This window comes from Microbacterium sp. M1A1_1b (assembly GCF_053345565.1).
Genome location: NZ_JBKFAJ010000003.1, coordinates 367,437 through 393,964, shown reverse-complemented (window position 1 = coordinate 393,964; position 26,528 = coordinate 367,437). Strand labels below are relative to the sequence as shown.

Annotated in this window: 24 protein-coding genes and 1 pseudogene; 6 read left to right on the top strand and 19 right to left on the bottom strand. The window is 69.7% G+C overall.

Going from position 1 to position 26,528, the window contains the following annotated elements:
• The 9 genes and pseudogenes from ACLBWP_RS10465 to ACLBWP_RS10425 form a co-directional block, all read right to left on the bottom strand.
• A pseudogene (locus ACLBWP_RS10465) lies at window positions 1-327 on the bottom strand (fuconate dehydratase); the annotation flags it as partial.
• Window positions 328-453: 126 nt separating this feature from the next.
• Entirely contained in the window at window positions 454-3,582 is a 3,129-nt protein-coding gene (locus tag ACLBWP_RS10460; RefSeq protein WP_447655129.1) for a discoidin domain-containing protein, read from the bottom strand.
• Between the two features lie 48 nt (window positions 3,583-3,630).
• Window positions 3,631-4,548 carry a hypothetical protein gene (locus ACLBWP_RS10455; RefSeq protein WP_447655128.1) on the bottom strand — a complete coding sequence of 306 codons (918 nt, stop codon included), beginning with the start codon at window positions 4,546-4,548 and terminating at the stop codon, window positions 3,631-3,633.
• The gene (locus ACLBWP_RS10450) at window positions 4,545-6,077 is read right to left on the bottom strand and encodes an alpha-L-fucosidase (protein ID WP_447655126.1); all 1,533 of its coding nucleotides are present in this window, start codon (window positions 6,075-6,077) and stop codon (window positions 4,545-4,547) included. Before ACLBWP_RS10450 ends, ACLBWP_RS10455 begins: the two co-directional genes overlap by 4 nt.
• Window positions 6,074-6,277, bottom strand: coding sequence for a DUF6903 family protein (locus ACLBWP_RS10445; RefSeq protein ID WP_447655125.1), 204 nt, complete (start codon window positions 6,275-6,277; stop codon window positions 6,074-6,076). Before ACLBWP_RS10445 ends, ACLBWP_RS10450 begins: the two co-directional genes overlap by 4 nt.
• Window positions 6,274-7,167, bottom strand: a complete 894-nt coding sequence (locus ACLBWP_RS10440; RefSeq protein ID WP_447655124.1) for a carbohydrate ABC transporter permease — start codon at window positions 7,165-7,167, stop codon at window positions 6,274-6,276. Before ACLBWP_RS10440 ends, ACLBWP_RS10445 begins: the two co-directional genes overlap by 4 nt.
• A 7-nt stretch (window positions 7,168-7,174) precedes the next feature.
• Window positions 7,175-8,170 carry a carbohydrate ABC transporter permease gene (locus ACLBWP_RS10435; protein WP_447655123.1) on the bottom strand — a complete coding sequence of 332 codons (996 nt, stop codon included), beginning with the start codon at window positions 8,168-8,170 and terminating at the stop codon, window positions 7,175-7,177.
• Between the two features lie 91 nt (window positions 8,171-8,261).
• Entirely contained in the window at window positions 8,262-9,587 is a 1,326-nt protein-coding gene (locus tag ACLBWP_RS10430) for a carbohydrate ABC transporter substrate-binding protein (RefSeq protein WP_447655122.1), read from the bottom strand.
• 196 nt (window positions 9,588-9,783) lie between these two features.
• A complete protein-coding gene (locus ACLBWP_RS10425) occupies window positions 9,784-10,803 on the bottom strand; it encodes a LacI family DNA-binding transcriptional regulator (protein ID WP_447655139.1) in 1,020 nt (339 codons plus the stop codon).
• Window positions 10,804-10,912: 109 nt separating this feature from the next.
• Here ACLBWP_RS10425 and ACLBWP_RS10420 point away from each other — a divergent pair, with 109 nt between their 5' ends.
• The 4 genes from ACLBWP_RS10420 (at window position 10,913) to ACLBWP_RS10405 (ending at window position 15,262) form a co-directional block, all read left to right on the top strand.
• Entirely contained in the window at window positions 10,913-12,721 is a 1,809-nt protein-coding gene (locus ACLBWP_RS10420; RefSeq protein WP_447655121.1) for a glycoside hydrolase family 35 protein, read from the top strand.
• A gap of 87 nt (window positions 12,722-12,808) precedes the next feature.
• Entirely contained in the window at window positions 12,809-13,327 is a 519-nt protein-coding gene (locus tag ACLBWP_RS10415) for a hypothetical protein (protein WP_447655120.1), read from the top strand.
• 473 nt (window positions 13,328-13,800) lie between these two features.
• Window positions 13,801-14,508 carry a GAF and ANTAR domain-containing protein gene (locus ACLBWP_RS10410; RefSeq protein ID WP_447655119.1) on the top strand — a complete coding sequence of 236 codons (708 nt, stop codon included), beginning with the start codon at window positions 13,801-13,803 and terminating at the stop codon, window positions 14,506-14,508.
• A 13-nt stretch (window positions 14,509-14,521) separates the two neighbouring features.
• Window positions 14,522-15,262 carry an ANTAR domain-containing protein gene (locus ACLBWP_RS10405; RefSeq protein WP_447655118.1) on the top strand — a complete coding sequence of 247 codons (741 nt, stop codon included), beginning with the start codon at window positions 14,522-14,524 and terminating at the stop codon, window positions 15,260-15,262.
• A gap of 27 nt (window positions 15,263-15,289) precedes the next feature.
• Here ACLBWP_RS10405 and ACLBWP_RS10400 read toward each other — a convergent pair whose 3' ends face one another.
• Genes ACLBWP_RS10400 through ACLBWP_RS10390 form a run of 3 tightly spaced genes read right to left on the bottom strand, consistent with a single transcriptional unit; the run spans window position 15,290 to window position 17,916 of the window.
• The gene (locus tag ACLBWP_RS10400) at window positions 15,290-16,144 is read right to left on the bottom strand and encodes an alpha/beta fold hydrolase (RefSeq protein ID WP_447655117.1); all 855 of its coding nucleotides are present in this window, start codon (window positions 16,142-16,144) and stop codon (window positions 15,290-15,292) included.
• Window positions 16,145-16,156: 12 nt separating this feature from the next.
• A complete protein-coding gene (locus ACLBWP_RS10395; protein ID WP_447655116.1) occupies window positions 16,157-16,861 on the bottom strand; it encodes an SDR family oxidoreductase in 705 nt (234 codons plus the stop codon).
• Window positions 16,862-16,917: 56 nt separating this feature from the next.
• On the bottom strand, window positions 16,918-17,916 hold the full coding sequence (locus tag ACLBWP_RS10390; RefSeq protein ID WP_447655115.1) for an NADP-dependent oxidoreductase: 999 nt from the start codon (window positions 17,914-17,916) through the stop codon (window positions 16,918-16,920).
• An 84-nt stretch (window positions 17,917-18,000) separates the two neighbouring features.
• On the opposite strand from ACLBWP_RS10390, the gene ACLBWP_RS10385 reads away from it, so the two are divergent.
• Complete coding sequence (locus ACLBWP_RS10385) at window positions 18,001-18,612, top strand: TetR/AcrR family transcriptional regulator (RefSeq protein ID WP_243564227.1); 612 nt, start codon at window positions 18,001-18,003, stop codon at window positions 18,610-18,612.
• Window positions 18,613-18,739: 127 nt separating this feature from the next.
• Here the strand turns inward: ACLBWP_RS10385 and ACLBWP_RS10380 are convergent, their stop codons facing one another.
• The 5 genes from ACLBWP_RS10380 to ACLBWP_RS10360 all read right to left on the bottom strand — a co-directional run bounded on the left by ACLBWP_RS10380 (window position 18,740) and on the right by ACLBWP_RS10360 (window position 23,777).
• Entirely contained in the window at window positions 18,740-19,624 is an 885-nt protein-coding gene (locus tag ACLBWP_RS10380) for an ATP-binding cassette domain-containing protein (protein WP_447655114.1), read from the bottom strand.
• The gene (locus ACLBWP_RS10375) at window positions 19,624-20,664 is read right to left on the bottom strand and encodes an ABC transporter permease (protein ID WP_447655113.1); all 1,041 of its coding nucleotides are present in this window, start codon (window positions 20,662-20,664) and stop codon (window positions 19,624-19,626) included. Before ACLBWP_RS10375 ends, ACLBWP_RS10380 begins: the two co-directional genes overlap by 1 nt.
• A 78-nt stretch (window positions 20,665-20,742) precedes the next feature.
• The gene (locus tag ACLBWP_RS10370) at window positions 20,743-21,732 is read right to left on the bottom strand and encodes a substrate-binding domain-containing protein (RefSeq protein ID WP_447655112.1); all 990 of its coding nucleotides are present in this window, start codon (window positions 21,730-21,732) and stop codon (window positions 20,743-20,745) included.
• Between the two features lie 165 nt (window positions 21,733-21,897).
• The gene (locus ACLBWP_RS10365) at window positions 21,898-22,713 is read right to left on the bottom strand and encodes a TIM barrel protein (RefSeq protein ID WP_447655111.1); all 816 of its coding nucleotides are present in this window, start codon (window positions 22,711-22,713) and stop codon (window positions 21,898-21,900) included.
• Window positions 22,710-23,777 (bottom strand): Gfo/Idh/MocA family oxidoreductase, encoded by a 1,068-nt coding sequence (locus ACLBWP_RS10360; protein WP_243564232.1) that lies wholly within the window; start codon window positions 23,775-23,777, stop codon window positions 22,710-22,712. The genes ACLBWP_RS10365 and ACLBWP_RS10360 overlap by 4 nt, the downstream gene beginning before the upstream one ends.
• A gap of 149 nt (window positions 23,778-23,926) precedes the next feature.
• On the opposite strand from ACLBWP_RS10360, the gene ACLBWP_RS10355 reads away from it, so the two are divergent.
• Entirely contained in the window at window positions 23,927-24,949 is a 1,023-nt protein-coding gene (locus tag ACLBWP_RS10355) for a LacI family DNA-binding transcriptional regulator (protein ID WP_447655110.1), read from the top strand.
• Window positions 24,950-25,009: 60 nt separating this feature from the next.
• On the opposite strand, the gene ACLBWP_RS10350 is transcribed toward ACLBWP_RS10355, so the two are convergent.
• Entirely contained in the window at window positions 25,010-25,570 is a 561-nt protein-coding gene (locus ACLBWP_RS10350; protein ID WP_447655109.1) for a CGNR zinc finger domain-containing protein, read from the bottom strand.
• On the bottom strand, window positions 25,570-26,418 hold the full coding sequence (locus ACLBWP_RS10345; RefSeq protein WP_447655108.1) for an MBL fold metallo-hydrolase: 849 nt from the start codon (window positions 26,416-26,418) through the stop codon (window positions 25,570-25,572). Before ACLBWP_RS10345 ends, ACLBWP_RS10350 begins: the two co-directional genes overlap by 1 nt.
• Between the last annotated feature and the right edge of the window lie 110 nt (window positions 26,419-26,528).

Below are 26,528 nucleotides of genomic sequence, written 5' to 3'. Positions count from 1 at the left end.
CATCACGCCCTTCTCCGGGCCCAGCCAGCGCAGCTGCGAGTCGTGCACCATGCTCCGCCACGTGCCACCCATGTCCGCCAGCAACGCCTCAGCATCCCGCCCGATCAGCAGCTGCGCGACCGAGTGGACCGCGGTCGTCTGGACGTCGTTGCCACGGCCGATCGTGAACACGAAGGCCGTTCCCGACAGGCCGTCGTCCGAGTCGGTCCGGAGCTCCAGGAACGCGGCGGAGTAGTCCGGTTCGGGGTTCATCGCATCGGATCCGTCGTGGTCCCGCGAGGTGGGGAACCGGATGTCGCGGACGATCGCGTGGGTGATCAGGGACAAGGCACGTCCTGTCGTTCGAGTGGTGGTCGGTGATGGGGTCGCGGCGGGTCTGTACGGCGATCGCCCGTGGTCTGGGCGCGGCGGGGCGACACTCCACGTTCAGGAGTGCCGCCCCGCCGGGTGGGGTCAGCGCCCGGTCGCTGCTGCGCGACGTCGTCGCCGCCACAGGAAGAGCCCGAAGCCGGCGAACAGCAGCCCGATCGCCGCGGTGCTGGCACCGGTGATGTCGGCGCCGGTGAAGGCGAGCGATCCCGACGGCGCCGGGTAGCTCAGGCTGGCAACCACCGGCGTGGCGACGGTCGTGCCGACGCCGCTTGTCGTCCCGGTGCCGCCGGTGGTCCCGGCCCCACCAGTCGTGCCGCTGCCACCGGTCCCACCGGCGGTCCCAGTCCCACCGGCGGTCCCGGTCCCCCCGGTTCCCGCGCCTCCTGCTGCTGCCTGTGCCGCGGGGATGGTCGCGGACAGCGCAGTAGCCGCCGATGCGAGGTCGGCCTGCGACACCGAGCCGGTGCCGGACGTCAGCTCCTGCATGAGGTTCTTCGCGGTGGTCAGGGCGGACTGCAGGGCCGTGTACGCGCCGCTCTGGCTGGCACGGACCGCACTCGCCTGGGTCACCGAGGTCCGCAGGGCAGACGCGTCGACGATCGTCAGGGTCGTGGTGACGACCTTGCCGGACGCGAACGAGAACCGGAACCCGGAGTCGCCGAGCGGCTTGTCCGCCAGGAACGCCGGAGTGATCGTGTAGGTCGTGACCCCGTTCGCCGTCGAGCTGGTGGCGTCGGTCGGTCCGAGCGGTTGCACGATCGCACCCGCCGGGGTGACGTAGTTCACCGTCTGCAGGGTGTCCCCGTCCAGCGTGACCTGGAATGCGGCGGTCCCGGCCGGGGTACCGCTGGCTGCGGCGCCCCGGTCGTAGGTGCGCTTCGCCGGGGTGACCGTGGGGTCGGTCACCGCGGTGGGGCCGAACACCCGGATCTCCGAGAGCGTCGGGCCGTAGGTCTCACCGGGCAGCAGTCCGTCGACGGACAGGCGGAGCTTGCTGGTGGTGACGGTGCCGAAGCCCGAGACGACCTTCTTCGCCCCGACACCGTTCCCGCTGGTGAAGGTGGTCCACGTCGAGGTCGTCGGGTTCCACTGCTGCAAGTCGAACGCGGCGATGCGTGCGTTCGTGCCGGCGTCGGTGTACTCCGACAGGTCGACCTCGTTCAGGGTCGTGGGTGCACCGAAGTCGACGTCGATCGTCAACGGGTAGGTGGGGGCGTCGTCTGCCGCCCAGCGCGTGGTGTCGTCTCCGTCGGTCAGGTTCGACGCGGCGAGGTTCGCCCCGGCGTGCTGCGAGCTGGCGGTGACGGGCTTGTCCAGCGCCAGGTCGGTGCGGGTGTCGATGCCCTCGTCCTCGATCGGGTTCGTGTCGACCGGGTCGGTGACGGTCGCGCCCTGCTGGACCTCGGCGATGCCGATGTCCGGTGCGGTCCCGCGGTAGTTCGGCTTGCCCAGGAAGTCCGTCGTCCCGAGGTGGGCGTTGTACCGGCCCGCGTCGACGAGAGGCGACGAGGGCTGCACGGCGAACCGCGCTGCGGAGTCGAGGATCGCGTCGACGCCGGCACCCTTGGCGTAGGTCGACGGATCGTCGACGAACTGCGGGTCAGCGGTGATCGCGTTGTACCCGGTCGGTTGGTCGGAGGCGTGCTTCCCGCTGGCCTCGTAGTAGTCGTTGTTCGAGAAGACGCCCTTGTCCAGCGCTCCGGGCTGCGTGGCCCACGTCGTCGGGGTCGTGGTGGACGTGTTGTAGAACACGTTGTTCAGGAAGTAGACCCGGTCCTTCAGGACGGCGTCGTGGAATGACGCGAGCTTGGACCCGTCGTAGACGAAGACGTTGTTCGCGACGTACGTCGGCGAGTAGTTCGTCGACAGCATGTTCTTCCAGGTCACGCCGTTGTCGTTCACGCTGAGGTTGTACCGCGCGACCGAGTTGCCGCTGTTGCCCATGTAGGACATCCAGCCACCCTGGTTGTCGTGCGTGTAGTTGTACTCGTAAGTGACGTTGAAGTTGGTGAACTCCAGGTCGAGCGGCGTCGCGTCGTACTGGTTCGGCGGTCCACCGTAGATCTCGTTGTAGCGCATCACCGAGTCGGCTCCCGCCCACAGGTAGATGCCGGCGGAGACGCCGTTGTACCGCTTCAGCCAGCCGTTGCCCTCGTTGTACTCGGCCGTCAGGTTCTTCGTCCCCGCGAACTGGTAGACGCCCTGGCCGATGTCCTCGGCGTAGTTGTGCGAGATCGTGACGTCCAGGTTGTACAGGCCGCGGTCGCGGATCCAGAGCTGTTCCCATCCCTCGTGGAACTTGCCGGTGCTGTCGGTCTCACCCTGCGCGTCGCCGAACCAGTTGAAGCCGAACTGGATGGCGTTGAGTTCGACGTGGGTGAAGCGGTTCTGCTGGATCGATACGTCCTGGAAGTGGTAGCCGTTCTCGGCGTACGCGCCGTACTGCTGCGATCCGAAGATCTGGAAGTCGACACCGGCGCTGTAGATCTTGTTCCACGAGTTCGTGACGTCGATGTCGTGCACGTCGAGGTTCGTGATGGTGATCCCGTGCATGACGGTGTCCGCTGCAGCAGTGCCGGCGGGGAACTTGTCCGCGTTGATCGTCACCGACACGCCGTCCCGCACGACTGCGCCGCCGACGATGTCGGTGGAGAAGTCGTCGTCGTTCGACAGCTCCAGGTCGGTGATGGTCCAGTACTGCTGGTTCCGCAGGTTCACGGCTCCGGTCAGCCCGACGGTGTCCGGGTTCTTGGTCCCGTCGGCGTTCAGGGGGGACTGGACCTTGCCGTTGGTGGCGATGTACGGCCGCTTGGTCGAGGTGCCGTACGCGTCGATGGTGATCGGACGTCCCGCAGCGCCGGAGCCCTTGGGCCAGAGCTGCTGGTCGTTCCAGGTGTCACCGGCTTTCAGCAGGATGCGGTCTCCGGGCGCGAAGGTGGTCGCACTGACCTTGGTCAGGGACTTCCACGCGGTGGCGGGCGAGGTGCCGGCCGCGCTGTCGGAACCGGCGGTGGCGTCAACGTAGTAGTCCGTGCCTCCCAGGATGTTGGCGGCGTTGCCGGCCCAGGTGGTGGCTGCACTCGGTGTCGCCGCGTGTGCGGTCTCGGTGACCACCAGCGCGGGGCCGGTGATCGTGGCGATGGCGACCGCTGCTCCCAGGAGCAGCGTCGCGAGGGATCGGGCCGGTGGTCGGTCCGTGCGGATGGGCATGGTCGTCCCTTCGAAGGAGGTGCAGGGCAGGAGATGGGTGGTGGGTCGTCAGGAGTCGTGGGATCGCAGTGCGGCAGCGGTGGTGTCGAGCAGCCGGGCGAACCGGCGGTCGAGCAGCTGCTGCTCGATCTGGCCGCGGTAGGCGGCGAGCGCAGCCGTCCGGTCGACGCTCGTGGCGTCGAGCCGGTAGAGGACCCACCCGCCCTGGTGGGTCTGCGGGGGCAGGGTGGCGCCGACCGCCAGGGTCGGCAGGGACGCCTGTGCGTCCGGGTCGAGCCCGCTCGCAGGCAGGTCGCCGGCGTGCAGGTCGACGGTGGCGACCGTCGCTCCCGCGATGCCTTCGGCGGCGGAGGTGGCGGTCGACGGGTGCTTCGCGATGGTGGTGAGCACCTGGTCGCCGGGGGTCCCGTCGACGGTGCCGGGAACGGTCACCGTCGTGCAGTGGTACGTCGTCGCAGCTGCCGACCACGCCGACGGATCGGCGCGGAAGGCAGCAACGACCTGCGCGTCGGTGACGACGAGCTCTGGATGTGCGCCGGAGGCGAGTGCCCGGGTCGTCGCGGACCGCAGTTGGGCCACGACACGGCCGTAGAACGACGCGTCGTCGTAGCCAGCGGCGCCGTACACGACCTTCCCCTGAGCGGCACGCGTCGCCGCCGACCGGTTCACCGCGCCGCGCTGGGCGAGCACCTGGTCGAGCGAGGTGTACCCGTCGGTCAGGTGCGCCTGTCGCGCCAGGCGGAACAGCGCTCGGTCCTCGGCGATCCGGTCCAGCAGTGCTGCGTCGGTCGTTGCTCGGAACGCACCGTCGGTGGCGAGCGTCCGGTACTCGGCGAGCTGGTCGCGAGTGACGGGTGCTCCGGCGATCACGGCAACGGGCCGGTTCGACGTCCATGCGGCACCGACACCGATCCCGGTCGCGAGGACGACGCCGGCGGCGATCGCGACGATCACGCGACGTCTCACGACGCGGTCCTCCGCTCTTCGAGGACGGCGACCCCGGACAGCCGCGGAGCGGCGCGGCACCGGTCGATGCGGACGACCACGGTGTCGACGAGCGCCGGATCGAAGCGGACGATGCGGCGGTTGCCGACGACCCCGAACTCGGCGAGTCGGGAATCGACCACGGCGCCGTTGCGGCACCCGCTGACGACGACGTGCTCGATGCGTTGTCCGCTCGCGATGTCCTCGCGCAGGACGAGTCCGTCGATCCAGGTGGCGTGCGGCAGCGTCAGGGTGATGGTCGGGGCGTCGTCCGACGGGTCGGCCGCCCACACGTCCGTCGGGCACCCCGGGTGCAGTCGAGCTCCGTCGATGTCCGTCCGCGGGTGGTCCGCGTCGCCGCGAGCGTCGGTCGCCGACGTGGTGTCGCGTCCGGTCGGAAGGCTCGCTGCCGGTCCCACGACGCCGCTCGAGATCCGCAGTCGGCCGGTCCGGACCCGTGTGGCCTGGTCGGCGATCCGGCGTCCGAGTTCGGCCAGGGCCGCGACGTCGGGCGCCGCGACCAGGCCGTCCCTGGTCGGCGGCACGTTCAGCAGGAAGCCGGCGTTGCCGCCGACTGCCTGCTGGTGGATCGCGAAGAGCTCGTCGGCGTCGCGCACCAGTCGGTCCTCGGCAGGGTGGTGGAACCACCCGGGTCGGACGGACGTGTTGACCTCGGCGGGGTACCAGGCCAGGTCGTCCTCGTGCCCGCTGATGGCCGCACGACTGCCGAGGTCCTGGTCGTCGCTGCGGACGAGGGATGCGAACGTGCCGTCGTCCGCCTGCTGGGAGCGTTCGGACGTGCGCTCGGCGTCGCGGAGCCCTGCCGGGACGACACTCCACTCGTCGGCGCGTGTGTGACCGGCCTCGTTGCCGCACCACCGCACGTCCGGACCGCAGATGCTGATCACGGCGCCGGGCTGCAGTTCACGCACCAGCGCGAACCACCGCTCCCAGTCGTAGGTCTGTCGCCTGCCGTTCGGTCCTTCACCGTTCGCACCGTCGAGCCACACGGCGAAGACGTCGCCGTAGCCGGTCAGCAGTTCGCGGAGCTGCGCGAGGTACAGGTCGTCGTAGGCCCTGCCCTGGCCGTAGGACGGGTCGGTCCGGTCCCACGGCGACAGGTAGATGCCGAAGCGGAGCCCGGCGCGTCGGGCGGATTCGGCGACTTCACGGACCAGGTCTCCCTGGCCCCCACGCCACGGTGAGGAGGCCACGGAGTGCGTCGTCGTGGCGGTCGGCCACAGACAGAAGCCGTCGTGGTGCTTCGCGGTCAGGATCACGCCGGTCATGCCGGCGCTCGACAGTGCGGCGATCCACTGGTCGGTGTCGACGTGCTGCGGGTCGAACAACGCTGGGTCCTCGTGCCCGAGTCCCCACTCACGATCCGTCATGGTGTTCATCCCGAAGTGGATGAACCCGGTGAAGTCGAGCTGCTGCCACGCCAGCTGGCGGGGGCTCGGCCGGACGGCGACCGCCCGGTCCAGGTCGACCCCGGTCAGCGGGGCGCTCACCGGAACCGCCGGTTGTAGCTCGCGAGGACCGCGATCAGCAGCCCGAGGGCGGCGAGCATCAGGGCGACGCTGCCCCACCCGACGACGGTGCGTGCGACGACCACGGTGACGACGGCCGCGGCGACCAGGACGATGCGGACCAGGACGACGAGGACAGCGACGCTTCGCTCCTGGGCGGCGGTCCTGCGCTCGGCGGTCATCCCTTCACCCCGCCGGATGCCATGCCCTCGATGAGTCGTCGCTGCACCAGGGCGTACACGATCAGCACGGGCACGATCACGATCACCATGCCGGCGTAGAGCCGGCCGTAGTCGGCGGCCGCCTTCTGCGCGGTCATCAGGTTGAGCAGGCCGACCTGCACCGTCTGGTGACCGGGGAGCAGGGTGAGCGCGATGATGAAGTCGTTCCAGTAGGCCAAGAAGTTGAACAGGATGACCGTCGTGATCGCCGGTCGTGCCATCGGGAGCATCACCCGGGTCATCACGGCGAACCGCGAATCGCCGTCCAGCGCTGCCGCTTCCTCGTACTCGACGGGGATCGTCCGGAAGTACGCGGTGAGCAGGTAGATCGTGAAGGGGATGCTCGTCGCTGCGTAGACCAGGGAGAGCACCGCAGGATCGTCGATGAAGAGCCCGGTCCCGATGATCCCCTGCAGGCCCCGGTCCCACCCGACGAGCATCAGGAAGATCGGGACGACGATGTAGTTGACGTTCACGAAGAGCCCGGCCATCAGCAGCATCTCGATCAGACGCTTCCCCACGAACTGGTAGCGCGCGATGACGTACGCCGCCGGGACGGACACGGCGAGGACGAACACCAGTCCGAGCAACGTGACGAGCACGCTGAGGACGAAGTCCTGACCGATCTGGGCGTCGACGAAGGCCGCCACGTAGTTCTGCCAGGCGAAGCCCTTCGGCAGCGTCCACGGGCTGCCGTAGAACTCGCTCTTGGTCTTGAACGACGCCATGGCGATCCAGGCGACGGGGACGGCGATCGCGAGGACGCCCGCGATGACCAGGACGTACGTGAGCGGTCGGCCGGGCCGGAGCCGGACCCGGGGGCGTGGACGCGCGGTGACTGATGCGGTCATGGGGTCCTCAGAACTGGAGGGGCTCGCGCTTGGTGGCGCGGCTGACGAGCAGCGAGAGCAGGAAGGAGAAGGCGAAGATGACGACACCGATCGCCATGCCGTAGCCGTAGGACGAGTTCGTGAACGCCTGCTGGTACATGTACGACAGCAGCACCTGGCTCGACCCGTCCGGGCCACCACCCGTCATGGCCTGGACGAGGACGAAGCTCAGGTTGACGGCGCTCATGATGAAGAACGTCAACGTGGTCCGCAGGTTCTGCCAGATGAGCGGCAGCGTGATCTCGAAGAACTGCCGTCCGTGACCCGCTCCGTCGAGCGAGGACGCCTCGTACAGCTCGGCGGGCACGCTCGACATGCTCGACATGTACATCACCATGTAGTAGCCCAGGGACTGCCAGACCATGGCGATGCCGACCGAGTACAGCACGATGCGCTGGTCGCCCAACCACACCTGCTGCAGCCCGTCGAGGGAGAAGAGGCGCAGGGTGCCGTTCAGCAGCCCGTTCTGCTGGTCGTAGACCGCCGAGAAGATCGCGGCGATGACGACGACGGACAGGATGTTCGGGATGTAGAGGACGAAGCGGAACAGGTTCCGTCCCCGCAGGTCCTGCCGCGTCATGATCGCGGCCATGAACAGCGAGAGCCCCATCGTGACGATGGTGACGACGACGAGCAGCGTGATCGTGTTCTGGAACGCCCGGATGAACTGGCTGTCCTGGAACAACTGCACGAAGTTCGACAGGCCGACGAACGTGGGTGTGGGAGAGAACCCGCTCCACTGGAACAGCGACATCCGGAACACCGTGATCGTCGGCCAGATCATGAAGACGGCGAACAGGACGACGGCCGGGGCGAGGCATGCGATGACGAACCCCGAGCCGCCGCGGTTCCTGGGCAGGGAACGCAGTGGTCGTGTTCCCCCGCCGGGCGCACGCGGCGGAGTCGACTCCAGCAGCGGGGCGGCCGCGGTGGCGCTGGGCGGTTGCGCAGAGGTGGTGGTCACGGTGTGCCTTCCGGTGACGTGGTGACTTCGGGTGGGAGGCGGGTGGTGGCAGCGCCCGAATCGCTGCCACCACCCGCGGGCGGCCGGCTGGTCAGCCCTTGGCCTGCAGGAGCTTGTTGCTGGCGGTGTTCAGGTCGCTCTGCCACTGCGCCACGGTCTTGTCGCCGCTGATGATGCTGTTCGCGGTGTCGAAGAGCGTGCTCTTGATGTCCACACCGGCGACCGGCGTCGTGCTGGCGAAGCCACCGACGACGGGCTTGACACCGCTCTGGTCGTAGACCTTGTAGAACGCGGCGTTCTCCCCGGTCAGGTCCTTCGCGATGCCGCTGATCGGCTGGATCGCGTTCGACGCGGCGAAGATCTTCGCCGCCTGGTCGGAGTACAGGTACGCCATGAACCGCTCTGCCGCGTCCTTGTTCTTGGCGGCCTTCGGCACCCACACCGACTCGACCGACGTGGTGATGTAGCGCGACGAGCCGGCGTCTTCGGTGGGCAGCGGCGTCAGGCCCCAGGTGAAGCCGGCCGACCGCGGCGCGTTCGCCATCTCGCCGACGATCCAGGTGCCGTTCGGCATGAACAGCGTCTTGTCGTCGAGGATCGACTGCTGGTTCTTGGTGAAGTCCTGCTGGTTGGCGTAGCCGACGGTGGTGGGCGCGGCGTAGGTGAGCAGCTTGGCGGTGATCGTCAGGGCACGCTTGGCCTCTGCTGTCTCCCACACGTTCTTCTTGTAGGACATCACGTCGTTGAAGAAGCTCTTGCCGCCGATGTCCGCGAGCAAGGAGTAGAAGTAGCTGTCGAGGTAGCCCGAGGTCGGGTAGGTGAACAGCGAGATGCCCTGCGCCTTGGCCTGGTCGCCGAGCTTCCACATCTCGTCCCACGTGGTCGGGACCTTCCAGCCCTTCTCCGCGAGCAGCGCCGAGTTGTAGAACAGCCCGGTCGGTGCGTAGTACATGGGCATCAGGTACGTCTTGTCCCCGCCGTACGGGTTCGTCGCGAGGTTGCCGACGATGCCCGCGGTGAGCTTCTTGCCGACCGTGGTCGACTCCCCTGGGATCTTCTCGTCGAGCACCGGTGTCAGGTCCTCGAGCGCCTTGTCCTTGACCAGGCTCTCGGTCAGGCCCTGCTGACGTCCCTGGCCGAGGACGACCAGGTCGGGGTAGTTGCCGGCCTTCATCTGCGGGGTGATCTCGTCCTCGATGCTCTTCGAGATCGTGAGGTCGATCGTCACGTTCGGGTTCGCCTTCTCGTACGCAGCGATCACCTTCGTGTACATGTCCTTGCCGTACCCGCCTTCGAGGGCGGCCATGTGGAGGGTGGTCTTCCCCCCGGATGAGGATCCGCTGCTCGTGGCAGAACAGCCCGCCAACAGGCTGAGCGTGATCACGGCGGCGCCGATGGTGGCGATCGTCTTCTTCATGTGTCCGGTCCTTCCGCGGAGTGCCCGCGCGGGTGTCGAAGTGAGCGAGGCCGGACGGGTCAGGCGGGGCGGCACCGGCTCGGAAGCCGGCGAGATCCACGTTGATCGCGACCGGTGGAGTTACTTTGGCATCGATAACAACAGGGCACAAGAGTGTTCACGAGATCGCAACAAACGGATCTCGTGGCGCGGGACCTCAGCGAGCCGGACGCGGCGCGGTGGAGGCACGCACGACCAGCTGCGGCGCCGAGGGATCGCCCGGGCGGGCATCCCCGCCGACGAGCGTCCGGACGGCATCCGCGCCGACGGCGAAGAAGTCCTGCCGCACGGTCGTCAGCGGCGGCGTCGCGAAGGGCGCCAGCGGGATGTCGTCGACGCTGACGATCGAGACGTCGTCCGGCACCCGGCGACCGGCTTCGGCCATCGCCCGCATCAGCCCGAACGCCATCTCGTCGCTGCCGACGAACACCGCCGTGACGTCGGCGATGAGCGACAGCACCTGGCCGAGTCGCCGACCGGACTCGGGGCTCCAGTCACCCTCGAGTGGTGGGGGTGCGTCGACGCCGGCATCGCGGAGCGCGTCCTGCCAGCCCTCCCGGCGCTGTCGGGCCTCGATCCACGCCTCCGGACCACTGAGGTGCCAGACCTGTCCGTGACCGAGTCCCAGCAGGTGTTCCGTGGCCAGCCGCCCGGCGGCCCGCTGGTCGATCCCCAGCACGACGATGTCGTCCGACTGCGATCCGTCGATGGCGACCGTGGGGATCGCGCTGGTGATCTCGGCCATCTTCCGAGTCACCGACAGCAGGGGGACGGCGATGACGATCCCCTCGGCCCCCTGGTCGGACAGCCGCATCAGTGCTCGCTCCAGCAACCCGGTGTCGAGCGCGGCGATCGTGACGATGTTCACTGCGAGCCCGACCGATTCCGCAGCGGACTCCACGCCGGCGGTGACCGCGGAGCGGGAGTAGTAGCCGCCGCTCTGCAGCAGGACCAGCCCGAGCGTGCGGCTGCGCCCCGACGACAGCGCCCGCGCTGCGTTGTTCAACCGGTATCCGAGCTGCTCGACCGCGGCCTCGACCCGGTGCTGCGCGTCGGGGCTGACGTTCGGCGCACCCCGGAGCGCTCGCGACACCGTCTGCGCCGACACCCCCGCGACGCGCGCCACATCGGCCATGTTGACTGCACGGGCCCGGTCCGCGCCCCCCGTCGACTTCATCACGCGATCACTCTGGCATCCGGCAGCATCGTTGCCAATCTGCGAGATCGATCGGCGCCGGGGTGCGGGATCCTTGTTGTGATTGGCATCGATAACATATGGTGCTTCCATGATCGAGTTCTTGGCGACCTCACGCGACGTCGCGGTCCGGACGCCCACGTTGCAGTGGCGCGACGGACGCTTCCATCGCAACGGGCAGCCGCACCAGGTGTTCTCCGGGTCGTTGCACTACTTCCGTGTCCACCCCGATCTGTGGCGGGACCGACTGCGCCGGATCGTCGACATGGGACTGAACACGGTCGACACCTACGTGCCGTGGAACTTCCACCAGCCCCGCGCCGACGAGCCCGCGGACTTCACCGGCTGGCGTGACGTCGAACACTTCATCGGCGCCGCCGGAGACGAGGGGCTGGACGTCGTCGTCCGCCCGGGGCCCTTCATCTGCGCGGAGTGGTCGAACGGCGGGCTGCCAACGTGGCTCACCGGGCGCGACATCGCACTCCGGAGCTCGGATCCGGCGTTCCTCGGCCCGGTCGCGCTCTGGTTCGACGTGCTCATCCCCAGGATCGCGGCTCAGCAACGCAGCGCCGGCGGCCCCGTCGTTGCCGTGCAGGTGGAGAACGAGTTCGGCTCGTTCGGCGACGACGCGGAGTACCTGGCGTGGATGCACCGCGCGCTGGTCGAGCGAGGCATCGACGAACTGCTGTTCACCGCGGACGGCCCGACCGACCTGATGCTCGACGGCGGCACGGTCCCCGGTGTGCTGACAGCAATCACCATGGGGTCGAAGCCGGCCGCAGCGCGTCGCCTGCAGGCGACCCGCCGACCCGGGGAACCGTTCATGGTCGCCGAGTTCTGGAACGGGTGGTTCGACCACTGGGGCGAGCGGCACCACGTCCGAGACGCCGACAACGCCGCGGCCGCGCTCGAGGAGATCGTGGCGGACGGCGGCAACGTCAGCCTGTACATGGCACACGGCGGCACGAACTTCGGACTGTGGGCCGGCGCCAACGAGGCGGGCGGCGTCCTGCAGCCCACCGTCACCAGTTACGACTCAGACGCCCCCATCGCCGAGGACGGCACGCTCACCGAGAAGTTCCACGCGTTCCGGCGCGTGTTCGGCGCAACGGAACCGATCCGGTCCGCGCCGCCCGAACGGCTCCCCTTCCTGCGAGTCGAGCTCCGGCGGGTCGAGGACCTGCTCCCCGCCGTGCGACGTCGCGCCGGGAGCCCGGTCCGCGCCGTACGCCCCGTCAGCTTCGACGCGCTGGGACTGGACGGCGGCCTGCTCCTGACGGAGGCGACCCCGATCCTCCCGCACGGCCCCCACAAGATCGTCCTCACCGACGTGCGGGACGCCGTGACTCTGTTCGTGGACGGGGTCCTCCATGGCTCCGCCCGTGGACCCCGCGTCGAGTTCGACGTGGTGGGGCACGGCCGACGGGTCACCGTGACCCTGGTCGTAGAGAGTCTGGGACGCGTCAACTACGGGCACCTGCTCGGGCAGCACAAGGGCCTGCTCGGTCCGGTCCTGGTCGACCGACGCGCGGTGCAGGGGTGGACGACCGCCCCCGTGAACCTGGCAGCGTGGTCGGCACCGGCGTTCCCGACGGGCGGATCCGACTGCCTCGACGATCGCGCGGCCGGCCTGCGGGTCGGCAGGTTCACCGTCGACACCCCGGCAGACACCCACCTCGCGCTCCCTGGGTCCACCAAGGGGTACGTGTGGGTGAACGACTTCCTGCTCGGTCGCTACTGGGCGATCGGACCGCAGCAGACCCTGTACTGTCCCGCCCCGTTCCTGCACGTCGGGGAGAACGTGGTGACAGTGCTCGAACAAGAACGCGCCGGTGCATCCCTCGAGCTCCGTCCGGAGCCCGAGCTCGGGCCTCCCGAGCAGTACGTCGAGGAGTTCTGACCGGGGCGCACAACGCCTGAACAGGTCAGAAGGCTCGACGCGCCGTCCTGAGCGCAAGCCCTCGCGCTGGTCGCCTACGGTTCCGGCATGCGTGACGCTACGTCCCGGGCCACTCGGATGATCTCGCGCGAGGACGCCTCGAGCCGGATCACGGCCTACGTCTACGGCAACATCGTGGCGCTGGCGACGGTCGCGTCGTTGACGAGTGTCGATGCCGAGCGAGGGGCCAGCTTCCGCTACGTGCTGGCCACCTCCGTCACGACCTTCCTCGCGCACACGTTCGCCGAGTCGATGGGACGACGAGCACGCAGCGACGAACCGCTGACGTGGTCGGTCATCCGCGCCGAGTTGCGGGACTCACTGCCGGTGCTGACGTCCGGGGTCGTCCCGGCGGTCGTGTTCGGTCTGGCGTGGGTGACCGGCCTGCCGGGCCTCGTGCCCCAGGTCGCGGTGCTCGTGTACCTCATCGTGCGGTTGGGGTTGATCGGCCCGATCGTCGCCCGCATCCGTGGCGAGAAGTCGTCGACGCGGACCGTCGTGGCCGGGATCGGCCTGGCGGCCATCGCGGTCGCCGTCGCCGTCGCGAAGGCCGTCCTCGGCGGCTGAGCCGGACCAGATGGCGCCACTGGAGGCTCCCCACCGGACCGGAGGAGAGCCTCCAGTCCGCCGTCTGGTCGCCGGATGCTGGCGGAATCCTCAGTTCCCCGCTACTGTGCTGGCCAGGTGGCCCCCAGACCCCGGGCACTGGATCCCGTCCATCCGTGCTCCGAGCGGTCGTGCTGCCATGACGACGTCAGTCCCGTCATCACCGTGCGCTGCCCGTGGCGTCGGATGGACCCCAGCCGCGGGGTCACGGGTGCAACGGCGCATCCGGATCGGCCTCGCGTGGCAGAGCACAGGTCCAGGGGTGGTGACCCCGGTGCTCGTGTGCCAGGGGACCGCTGAACCCGACAGCGGTCCTCTGGTGCACCGCCTGTCGTGTACCGTCGTCGCCGAGCAGTTGCTCCGTCGGAGGGGCGTGTCATGATCAGCCGACTTCGTGGTCGCCGGTGCTGCATGCCCGACCACCGGTGCCGCACGTGACCGGCCAGGGGTTCGTGGCCTCGATGGCGGCGCTGTACCGCGTCGGCACCCACGGAGACCTCTGCGGTCCGATGCTGTCCGCCCTGCCGGTGAACGGCGTCGCGATCTCGACGCTCGGCGATCCCCTCGGTTCCGAGACGGTGTGTGCGAGCGATGACGCTGCCGCACGACTGGACGAGATCCAGCTCGACCTCGGCGAGGGGCCGTGCTGGGAAGCGCTCCGCACCAACGACCCGGTGATGGAGCCGGACGTGCAGTCCGCGACCTCGGATCGGTGGCCCCTGGCGCTCGGCGCGATGCGCGAGACCCGGCTCGGGGCGGTCTTCGCGTTCCCGATGACCGTCGGCCCCATCGACGTCGGCGCGGTGGACCTGTACAACGAGCACGCGGGTGCACTCACCGCAGCTGCCGTGCGCGACGCGACGGCGATGACCGGCGTCGTGGCGCGGAACGTCCTGCACCGGGCGTTACTCCGTGCCGAGCACGACGGGTCGCGCAGCGAGAAGGACGCGGGCCGGTACTCGCGCCGCGAGGTGCACCAGGCCACCGGGATGATCGCCGCGCAGACCGGAGCGGGTCCAGCGGATGCGCTGCTGCTGCTGCGAGCATTCGCACACACCGCAGGCCGCACGGTCCTCGACCTGGCTGCCGACGTGATCGCTCGACGGGTCGACTTCACCGACCACGACCCGTCGGACACCTAGGAAGGACACCGCCATGGCACGGACCCGAGAACAGCAGCTCGTGGACACGTTCGTCACGCTGACCGACACCCTCGTCTCGGACTACGACGCCGTCGATCTCCTGCAGTCCCTGGTCGACAACGCCGCCGAGCTCTTCGACGCCGCGGGGGCGGGGATCCTGCTCGCCAACACGGACCACGAGCTCGAGGTGATCGCCTCCACCAGCGAGCGCAGCGCGTTCATCGGGCTGATGCAGCTCGACGCCGGCGAGGGGCCGTGCGTCGAGGCCTTCGTCACCGGCCAGACCGTGTCCGTGTCGGACCGCGACGAGATGCAGCACCGGTGGCCCCGGTTCGCCGCCCTGTCCGCCGAGCTCGGGTACGCCTCGGTGCACTCCGTCCCGCTGCGCCTGCGCGACACCACGCTCGGGTCGATGAACCTGTTCCGCGAGGACGAGGGAGCGTTGAACGCCGAGGACGCGGTGGCCGCACGCGCCCTCACCGACGTCGCGACGATCAGCATCCTGCAGCAGCGTACGGCCGAGCACGCCCTGCTCGTGCAGGAGCAGCTGCAGACGGCGCTGGACAGCCGGGTGTCGATCGAGCAGGCGAAGGGGTTCCTGGCGCACACGCACGGGGTCGACCCCGACACCGCCTTCACCCTGCTGCGCTCGTACGCCCGAGCGCACGAAGCACGCATCGCCGACGTCGCGAACGACGTGGTGAACCGGGTGCTGGTGCTGCCGCCGGCCGAGGACGACTCCACGCAGGACTGACCGCGGTCGGTCAGCGTCGGTCGCGCGTCAGTCGCCGAGGAACGCCACGAGCCGAGGCGCGAAGTCCTCGTGGTGCTGGAACACCGCACCGTGCCCGGCGTCCGGGTACAGGAGCAGCTCCGACCCGGGGATGCGCCGGTGCAGGTCCTCGGACAGTACCGACGGCACCATGCGGTCGTGGGCGCCGTTCACGACCAGGGTCGGCATGGTGAGCGCCGACAGGTCGCTCGGGGCGGCGCGGCCGAAGCGCTGGACGGCGCGCAGCTGCGTGTGCAGCGCCCGCAGCCGGATCGGGGCGTCGCGGTCCACGGTGCGTTCCTGCAGGCGCGCGATGAACTCCGTGCCCGCGCGCTTGCCGACCGCGTCGCGGACGAAGAACAGGAACTCCTTCGGGTCGGATCGGGTGAGCGCGCCACGGAGGACGTCCGTGTAGGTGGTCCGGAGCACCGTGTCCATGTCCTTGCCCCCGCGCGGTCCGGTCGCAGCGAGGACGAGTCGACGGACCAGGCCCGGGTGCGCCAGGACCAGGTCCTGCGCGATCATGCCACCCATCGACAGCGAGAACACGTCGATGAGCTCGTGGCCGAGCGCACGGACGAAGCGGTACGCGTCGTCGGCGGCCTGTTCGATGGTGGGCGGCACGGTGCCCGACGACCCACCGACGCCCACGTTGTCGAACGTGATCACGTGTCGGTGCGCGGCGACCGCGTCGATGATCCGCGGGTCCCAGTTGTCGAGGGTGGCGGCGAGGTGCACGAAGAAGACGACGGGGACGCCGCCGACGGGGCCGAGCTCACGGTACGCGAACGTGGTGCCGCCGGTCGTGACGGACTTGTTGGGCGCGTCGGCGTACGACGTGATCGGCGGGAGTTCGGTCTGCATGGTCGGTGCTCTTCAGGCGTGGAGTTCGGGGTAGAGGGCGTCGACAGGGCCGCTCAGCGCTGCCTTGACCGACGCGGTGAGGTCGTCGGCGATGACCTCGAGGCCACCTGCCTGGACGGTGTCGAACACCTGGCGCACCAGATCTGCGGGCAGCATCTTGTCGCCGTCGGCGTGGGCAGCCATCGCGGTGTCGACGTAGCCGACGTGGACGCCGACCACCTGCGTGCCCTTCGGGCTGAGTTCGAGCCGGAGCGAGTTCGTCGCGGACCAGAGCGCCGCCTTCGACGCGCTGTAGGCACCGCCGAACGCGTACCAGCTGGCGACGGAGTGCATGTCGATCAGCACCGAGGTCGGGTGTGCGGTGAGGACCGGCGCGAAGGCCGTCGCGAGCAGGACGGGTGCGAAGAAGTTGGTCTCCATCGTCGCCCGCAGGTCGTCGGCGGACAGCTCGAGGAAGCTCGCCGTCGGTGGCAGGGTGCCCGCGTTGTTGATCAGCACCGTGACGTCGGACGCGGCCTGCACGGCGGCGGCGACGGACGCCGGATCGGTGATGTCGAGCGCCAGGGGGACGATGCGGTCGTCGTCCCACGTGCGCGGGTTGCGGGCGGTGGCGTAGACCTTGGCTGCGCCACGGGCGAGCGCCTCGGCCACGAAGGCCGAGCCGATCCCGCCGTTGGCGCCCGTGACGAGCACGACGGCTCGGGTGAGTGATGCCATGACTGTTCCTTCTTCGTGGTGGAGGTGGAGGTGGAGCGGGTCGGACGAGCGGGACGTCACACGGGCATCTCGAGCACGGCCTTGCCGCGGATGCCGCCGTGCTCCAACGCCTGCAGCGCCGCGGGCGTCTCGGCGAACGGGAACACGCGCCCGACCACGGGACGCAGGAACCCGCCGTCGACGAGCGCCGCGATCTCCTGCAGCTGACGCCCGTCCGCGCGCATGAACAGGAACGAGTACTCGACGCCCAGGCGCTTTGCCTGTCGCCGCACCTTCGCGCTGAGCGCACCGACGACCAAGCGCACCACCGGGTTCAGCCCGATGCGGCGCGCGAACGCCGGGTCCGGCGGACCGGCGATGCCGATCGCTCGGCCGCCTGGGCGCAGCACGCGCAGGGACTTCGCCAGATTCTCGCCGCCGATGCCGTCGATCACCAGGTCCTGGTCGGACAGCAGGCTCTCGAAGTCCTGGGTCCGATGGTCGATCACCTGGTCGGCGCCGAGTTCGCGCACCCAGTCGGCGTTGTGCCCGCTCGCCGTGGTGGCGACGTGGGCGCCGAGGTGCCGGGCGAGCTGGATCGCGATCGAGCCGAACCCACCCGAGCCGCCGTGCACCAGGACCCGGCTGCCCGGACCGACGTGCGCGCGCTCGACCAGTGCCTGCCAGGCCGTCAGCGCGACGAGCGGCAGCGATGCGGCTTCGACCATCGAGAGCGAGGACGGCTTGATCGCCAGGTCGGCCTCGGGCACCGCGATCCGCTCGGCGAAGGTGCCGATGTGGAAGTCCGACGCGCGGCCGAAGACCTCGTCCCCCACGGCGAAGCGAGTGACCCCGGAACCGACGGCCTCGACCACACCGGCCAGGTCGTGCCCGAGCACCAGGGGCATGTCGTAGTGCAGCAGGGCCGTGAACTCCCCCTGCGCCAGCTTGGCGTCGAGCTGGTTCAGCCCCGCTGCGTGCACCCGCACCAGCACGTCCTGCGCGCCGACGACGGGCTCTGCCACGTTGCGCAGCGTCACGTCGCCCTTGTACCGATCGATCCCGAAGGCCTGCATGACCACTCCATCCGTCGTTTTTCTGAGCGTACTCATTTCTGACCGTACTCGCAAGTGAGTGTTTCACGGTATGGTGAACTCCTGATGACCACCACTGACGCCGCACCACTCGGCCGCCGCGAGCGGAACAAGCGCGACAAGCTCGCCCGCATCACCGCAGCCGCCGACGAGCTGTTCGGGCAGTACGGCGTCGACGAGGTCACGACGCAGCAGATCGCCGACGCGGCAGACATCGGCACGGGCACCCTGTTCCTGTACGCCCGCACCAAGGCCGAGCTGCTGCTGCTCGTGCAGAACACCCACTACGCCCAGGCGATCGAGCGCGGGCTCGCCGCTGCGGCCACGGCATCGTCACCGATCGACGCGGTGATGGCGCTCGTCGGACCGGTCGTCGAGTGCAACCGGCGGCAGCGCGAGAACGGCCGGACCTACCTGCGGGAGCTGGTGTTCGGCGATCCCACCGAACCGCACCACCGCCTGGGGCTCGAGCGCATCCAGCAGGTCGACGACGCCTACGTGCGGATCCTGCAGGGTGACGGCCGGTTCACCGCGGCCCAGGCGACGCTGCTCGCCCGGATGATCTCGGCGGCGGTGTTCGTGGACCTGGCTTCGCCGGTGCACCTGCAGTCGACGGACCAGCAGGTCTGCGACGACATCCGCGCGCAGGTCGCGCTGCTGCTGCGGGATCCTGCGTAGCCACGCACGCCGTCCGCGACGGCGTCGACGCTCTGGTCTCGCTGCGATGGCGGACGGGAGGCGCGGTGCCAGCCCGCACCGCGCCTCCCGTCCGCCCGTGGCCCCGCTCCGGCCGGTGGCCGCCCCGTCAACCGGCCGTCTCTGCCGCCCGCACCTCGGCGATCCGCTCCCCCTGCCCGCCGATCTGCTCGAGCTCGTGGGCGAGCTGCTCGAGCTCGGCGCCGCCGGCCATCATCCCCGTCAGGTCGGGCAGCGAGATCTCGTCCTTCTCGAAGTACCCGATGCTCTTGCCGCGGCGGAGCAGCAGGAACCGGTCGCCGACCGGGTACGCGTGGTGGGGGTTGTGCGTGATGAAGATCACGCCGAGCCCGCGGTCACGTGCCCGGAGGATGTACTTCAGCACGACACCGGACTGCTTGACGCCGAGGGCAGCCGTGGGCTCGTCGAGGATGAGCGCCTTGGCGCCGAAGTACACGGCCCGGGCGATGGCCACACACTGTTTCTCGCCGCCTGACAGCGTGCCGATCGGCTGGTCGACGTCGCGCAGGTCGATGCCCATCTCGAGCAGTTCGCGCTTCGTGATCTCCTTCATCGTGGCCACGTCGAGCCGTCCGAGACCCTTGCGGAGCTCGGACCCCAGGAAGAAGTTCCGCCAGATCGGCATCAGGGGGACCACGGCCAGGTCCTGGTACACCGCGGCGATGCCGGCGTCGAGCGCCTGCCGGGGTGACGACAGGGTGCGGGGCTCCCCCATGATCGAGAAGGTGCCGGTCGTGTGCTCGTGCAGCCCGGCGACGATCTTGATCAGGGTCGACTTGCCGGCGCCGTTGTCGCCGAGGACGCACGTGACCCGTCCGGCGTCGACGTCCATCGAGATGCCGGACAGCGCGATGACGTTGCCGTAGTGCTTGCCGACGTCGCGGAGGGACACCAGGTGCGGGGCGCCGGCGACGGTCTCGGACGAGTCGGAGACCGGGACGGCGACGGACTCGGTGGCGGGGATGTTCGACATCACTTCTGCTCCGCTCGCTTCTTGACGATGAGGTTGATGATCGTGGCCAGCAGCAGCATCAGGCCGAGGAAGAACTTGAACCAGTCCGGGTTCCACTGCGCGTAGACGATGCCCTTGTTCGCCATGCCGAAGATCAGCGCGCCGACGGCTCCGCCCACGGCCGAGCCGTAGCCGCCCGTGAGCAGGCAGCCGCCGATGACGGCCGCGATGATGTAGAGGAACTCGTTGCCGATCCCCTCGCCGGACTGCACGACGTTGAACGCGAACAGGTTGTGCATGCCGGCGATCCAGGCGCAGAAGCCGACGCCCATGAACAGGCCGATCTTCGTCTTCGTGACGGGGACGCCCACGGCACGGGCCGCGATCTCGTCACCGCCCACGGCGAAGATCCAGTTCCCGACGCGGGTGCGCAGCAGGATGTACGACGCGACCAGGACCAGGGCGATCCAGATGAACACCGTGATCTTCACGGTGACGCCACCGATCGGCACGTCGGCCGCGAAGAGCTGCTGCGCGACGGCGAACCCGTCCAGGTCGGACACGTCGGGCGTGGCCACGCCGCCGGAGACGATGCGCGTGATCGCCAGGTTCAGCCCCGTCAACATGAGGAACGTCGCCAGGGTGACGATGAAGCTCGGCAGCTTCGTGCGGATGAGGATCCACCCGTTCAGGGCCCCGACACCGAGCGAGAGCACCAGGGCGAGTGCCACACCGACCCAGATGTTCGTGGCGAAGTACCACGAGAACAGGCTGGCGGTCAGCGACGACGAGATCACCCCGACGCCGGCGGACAGGTCGAACTCGCCGCCGATCATGAGCAGCGAGACCCCGACGGCCATGATGCCGATCGTCGAGGAACCGTAGAGCACGGTCGAGATGGAGTCGGCCTGGGTGAAGACGGGGGCGACGATCGCGAAGAAGACGAACATCGCGACGGCGCCGATGACGGCGCCGACCTCCGGTCGGCCGAGGGCCTTGCGGATGGGGCTGCGCCGGGCGAGACGTTCGTCGCCGGCGGGGATGGCGGTTGCGGTGGTCATGGGGATCCGTTCCTGGAGAGTCCGACTGGAGGCTCGGTGCGGGTCCGCAGCGTGGGCTGCGGACCCGCCGTGGCCGGGTCAGCGGATGCCCTGCTCCGCGTACTTCAGGACGTCGTCGACGTTGTCCTTGTCGACGATCGCCGGACCGGTCAGGGTGGGCTGCCCGCCGCCGAGCTCGAATCCGCCCTGCTTGTACAGCACCAGGGAGTCGATGGCCTCGTAGCCCTGCAGGAAGGGCTGCTGGTCGACCGTGAACAGGACGGCGCCGGACTTGACGCTCTTGGCCAGGTCGGCGTTGAGGTCGAACGAGGCGATCTTGACCTTGCTGTTCGCGGCAGCGACCGCCTTCTGGATGATGGCCGTGTAGGGCGCGCCGAGTCCGACGACCGAGTCAGCGGAGGAGTCCGCCTGCAGCTTCGCGGTGACGGTCGACTGCACGGCGCTGTTGTCGGTGCCGTTCACGTACAGCGTCTGCGTGTCCGGCAGGACCTTCTTGATGCCGGCGCAGCGCTGGTCGAGGGACACGTTGCCCTGCTCCTGCACCACGCAGATCGGCTTGCTGAGCCCTTCGGACTTGAGCTTGTCACCCACGGCGGCGCCGGCGACGTCCTCGTCCTGCCCGAAGTGCTCGAGGATGCCCATGTCCTTGTACGCCGAGCTGCCGGCGTTGAGGGACACGACGGGGATGCCGGCCTTCTCGGCGCCCTCGACGGCGCTCTTCAGCGCGTCGGGCTTGGCCAGGGACACCGCGATGCCGTCGACCTTCTGGTCGGTGTACTGGCTGACCAGTTGCGCCTGCTTCGACCCGTCCGGGTCCGACGCGTACAGCAGCTTGACGCCGTCCTTCTTGGCCGCGTCCTCAGCGCCCTTGCGGACGATGTCCCAGAACGTGTCACCCGGCGCTGCGTGGGTGACCAGCGCGATCGTCAGGCCAGAGTCCTTGCCGCCGCCGGTGGCGCCGGCGTCGTCGCTGGTGGTGCGTCCACCCTGGCTGGAACAGCCGGTGAGGACCAGGGCCGTCGCGGCGACTGCCGCGGTGAGGCCGATGAGGGCAGGGGTGCGCGTCACGGAGGACTCCTTCGTCTCGTGTTCCGATCCCGTGCAGCCGGTGGCTGTGCGGGGCGCTCGGTGCTGTGTGGGCCGTCGAACCCGTTCGACTGCGATGTCGGACGTTGGCCGGTGCCGTGAAGGTAGCACGTGCGAGTTGCACGTGCTAGTCCCAGTTGTCCGCTGTCACGGAGCGGGCGTCACGGGCGCGTCGAAGGCGCTGCGGAACGCCTGGAGCGCCTGCTCGGGCGTGCTGCTCGCCCACGCCTCGAGACCCACGACGCCGGTCCAGCCGAGGCGGTCGAGCGCCGCCGCCACCGCGGCGTACGCGATCTCCCCGGTGCCGGGTTCGCATCGGCCGGGGACGTCGGCGACCTGGATCTCGCCGATCAGCGGCAGGGCGCCCTGCACGAGCTCGACCAGGTTCCCCTCGCCGATCTGCGCGTGGTACAGGTCGAGGTTGAGCCGCAGGTACGGGCTCCCCACGGCCTGCACCAGGGCGATCGTGTTGGCAGCTCGTGCGAAGGGCACACCCGGGTGGTCGACGGCGGTGTTGAGGTTCTCGAGGGTGAAGACCCGGCCGTGGCGCTCTCCGAGTGCGGCGACCCGTTCCAGGGTCCGTGCGGCGGTGAGCCAGTCCGTCGGACCGACCACCGGGCGAGGAACGACGGGGAGGCCGTCCGGGTCGAGACCGGTGCCGTGCAGGTTCAGCCGCGGACTGTCGATCACCGCCGCGGCCTGGAGCGATCGTTCCGCCGACGCCAGCAGCGCGTCGATCCCCGCGTCCTCGGTGAGGTCACCGGTGACGTAGCCGGTCATCGACGAGAAGGTCGCACCGGTCGACGCGAGCGCGGCGAGGTCCTTCGTCGTCCAGTCCCAGATCTCGACCTGGAAGCCGAGCGCGTCGAGTCGACGGACACGCTCGACGACGGGCAGGTCGACGAACAGCATCTCGGCCGACGCAGCGAGCGTGCGCCCCGTCTGCCGTGTTTCGACAGTCATGCGACCCGGCCGTCCGCGCCGAGCCGCACGACGGCGCCCCGTTCGACCGACGCACGCGCGGCGAGCGCGAGGACGAGGGCGGCGCGGGCATCCGCACCACCCGCCGCGGTGACGATGCCGGTCCGGACGGCGTCCGCGAACGCGACGAGCTCGTCCGTGTACGCCTGGTGGAACAGGTCGATGTTCAGCCGCGTGGTGAGGGACGTCACACCGTCCGCACCGAACAGGCGGGCGTTCGTCGCGCGGACGTCCCCGGCGGTCACCATGCCCGCGCTGCCGAAGACCTCGCCGCGGACGTCGTAGCCGTACGCCGCCGAGAAGTTCGCCTCGGCGGTGGCGATCGCTCCGTTGTCGTAGCGGATCGTCACCACGGCGGTGTCGAGCAGACCCTGCTCGCGGAAGTCCGGTGCCACGAGCGCGTCCGCGAACGCGTGCACCTCGACCGGCCGTGCGCCGCGGTTGAACCAGTTGAGGGTGTCGAAGTCGTGGATCAGCGTCTCGTTGAAGATCGTCCAGGGCTTGATCGCGGCGGGGTTCGCGAGCCCGGGGTCGCGCGTCAGCGAGCGCAACAGCTGCGGCGTCCCGATCCGGCCGTCGTGCACCAGGGCACCAGCGGCGGCGAAGTCGGTCGACAGCCGTCGGTTGAAACCGACCTGCAGCGGCACGCCGGCGGCTTCCGCAGCGGCCACGGCCCGGTCGGCGTCCTCGAGCGTGAGCGCCATCGGCTTCTCGACGAAGACGGCCTTGCCAGCCTCGGCCGCCTGGACGACCAGATCGGTGTGGGTGAACGCCGGTGCGGCGATGACCACGCCGTCGATCGTCGGGTCGGCGAACACCTCCGCAGCATCGGTGGTGGTCCGTCCCACGCCGATCGGGCCGGCGACCCGCTCGGCCGCGCCCGGGACGGGATCGGCGACCATGGCCAGCTCGGCGTTCGGGACCCGCAGCGCGATGCTCTGCGCGTGGAAGGCCCCGATCCAGCCGGCTCCGACGAGACCGAGCCGGATCGTCGCCGTCGGGACCGCTCCGGCCGTCGAGCTGCCTGCGGGGGTGGTGATGGTCATGGTGTCTCCTGCACTCCGTCGTGTCGCGCCCGTGGGCCGTGGGCCATGGGCCGTGCAGTGAAGGTAGCACGTGCTATCAGCACGTGCTAGATCGGTGCTCCGACAGTCTGCCCTTGTGGACGACGACCCCGCGCGTGGGACGATGGAGCGTGGATCCGCAGCCGAAGCCCGACACCGTCCGAGGCCGCCCGACCATGAAGGACCTGGCGGACCACGTCGGTGTGTCCCGACAGCTGGTCTCCCTCGTCCTGCGTGACCTGCCCGGCGCGAGCGCCGACACGCGCCGCCGTGTCCACGAGGCCGCAGCGGAGCTCGGGTACCACCCCGACGCCTCCGCGCGGATGCTGCGCGGACGACGGAGCTTCCAGCTGGGCGTCGTGTTCACCATGCGCGAGCCGTTCGAGGTCGACCTGGTCGAGGCGCTGATCGGCGAGGCCGCGGCCCGTGGGTACTCCCTGGTCCTCGGCCCCCTGACCACCGGGCGATCCCAGGCCGATGTGATCGCGCAGCTGCTGGGCCAGCGCATCGAGGGTCTCGTCGTGCTGGCGACGGACGACGGCGGCGCGGCGATGTCCGGTCTTCCCGCTCGCATCCCGGTGGTGCAACTCGGAGGCCCGATCGCCGACGTGCCCATCGACGACGTGCGCGTCGACGACGCGATCGGCATCGGGTTGCTCGTCGACCACCTGGTGTCGCTCGGCCACCGGCAGATCGTCCACGCGACCGGCGGCATCGGACCGAACGCCGCGAGCCGCCGCGCAGAGTACGTCCGCGCGATGCAGCGACACGGCCTGGAACCCGATGTGGTCGAGAGCGCCTACACCGAACAAGCGGGGTCCGCGGCAGCCGTCGCACTGCTCGAACGACCAACCCTTCCCACGGCACTGATGGCCGCGAACGACCGGTGCGCCGTCGGCGCCCTCGCCACGCTGGCGCGCCGCAACGTCGCGGTCCCGGAGACCATCTCCGTCGTCGGGTTCGACGACAGCTCGGTCGCCCGGCTGCCCTTCATCCAGCTGACGACCGTCCGGCACGAACCCGCCCGACTCGCCGCCCAGGCTCTCGAGGCCATCATCGCCAGGATCGACGACCCCGAGCGCCCGACGGTCGTGCACCGCGACGCACCGGAACTCATCATCCGGCAGAGCACCGGGCCGGCGCGCGACCGCTGAGTCGTCCGGCGGCGCGCGGCCTCGGCGTGGGACAGCGGGTCGTGCTGGGCGCTCGATCGGTCACGACGGACGCTCCTGGTCGGCGGCGGGCTCGCCAGCGGTCCGGCTCCGGTGTGCGCGGACGCGTGCGGCGTTCCCGCAGCGCGTGGGCGAGTGCCACTTGCCGCCACCGTTCTTCGAGTGGTCGTAGAAGGCGACACGGCAGTCGGGGTTCGCGCAGAGCTTGAGCCGCGAGAGTTCCCCGGTGGCGCGCCCCTCGAGCAGCGCGAGTGCGACACCGGCCTCGACGACGTCGACACCGTCGTCGACCACGGTGACGCGGCCGTCGCGGAGGCGCAGCCGGAGGGTGAGGTCGACCGGCTGCTCCGGCGCGGGCGGGTGGTCACCGAGCACGACGCGGAGCGCAGCACGCAGGCTCCGCAGGCGTCCCAGCGACGCCTCGTCCGCGACCGGGTGCCGGGCGGTGGCGATCGAGGCGAGCCACCGGGTCGCACTGTCCGCAGAGGCAAGGAGGTCCTCCCCCGGGCCGACGCTGATCGTGTTGGCCAGCGCCTGCACCATGGCCAGCGGATCCGGCGCCGGGTTCGCCTCGTACCGGGTCGTCGCGACGTCCTCGAGCATCACGCGCCTCGCGACAGCAGGGTGAGCCCGCCGAACCAGACCGGGCTCTCGTTCAGGTGGTCCGGATGACGGGTCGTCATCGCGTCGAGGAACGCTTCGGGGGTGACACGGTCCTCGAGCAGTTCCATCACGTCGCGCAGGTAGGCGCGGGTCTCGCCGATCGCCTCGGGCCGGTCGGGCAGGTCGCGGTTCTTGTGACCCGCCACGACGGCGCGGGCACCGAGCGCCTCGATGACGTCGAGCGCCTCGAGCCATCGCTCGAACCCGCCGCTCGGCCCCTCGAGCAGGTACTGGTGCACCCCGTTGTAGACGCTGTCACCGGCGACGACGAGGCCCAGGTCGGGGACGTGGAGGATCGTGGTGTCGTCCGTGTCCGTGTGTCCGACCTCGATCGGGAGCAGTCGGTGCCCCTCGAGCTCGAGTCCTTCGGGTCCGACCACCTCGGCGACCACCGGCGTCTCCGGGATCAGCCCGGGGAAGATCTGGTCCCAGAGTTGCTGGCGACCGGTCGTCGCTTCACGGTGCATCATCGCGATGGTGCCCGGCGTGGCGACCATCGTCGCCGTCGGGAACCGCTGCACGAGACTCGGTCCGCCGAACCAGTGGTCGCCGTGCCCGTGCGTGGCGTAGACGTGCGTCAGCGTCCTGCCCGAGCGCTCGATCCAGTCGCCCACCTCGGCGATCTGCGATCGGGTGAACGGTGGGTCCACGAGCACCGCGTCGGCTGCGCCCGAGATCAGGACCGAGCTCCCGGGGTTCCACACCAGGGGGCCGCCGTCCGGCAGTCGGGCCGCACCAGCCCACTCGGGACCGTCGGTCACCAACACGTCGTAGCTGAGGTCGCTCATGTCATCCTTGTGTAATGTTTCAAATCAGTTTGACCATTACAGCACGACGTGACGTCCGCCACAACCCGCGGACGGGGCGCTCAGGCCGGGAGGATCGTGGTGGCCCCACC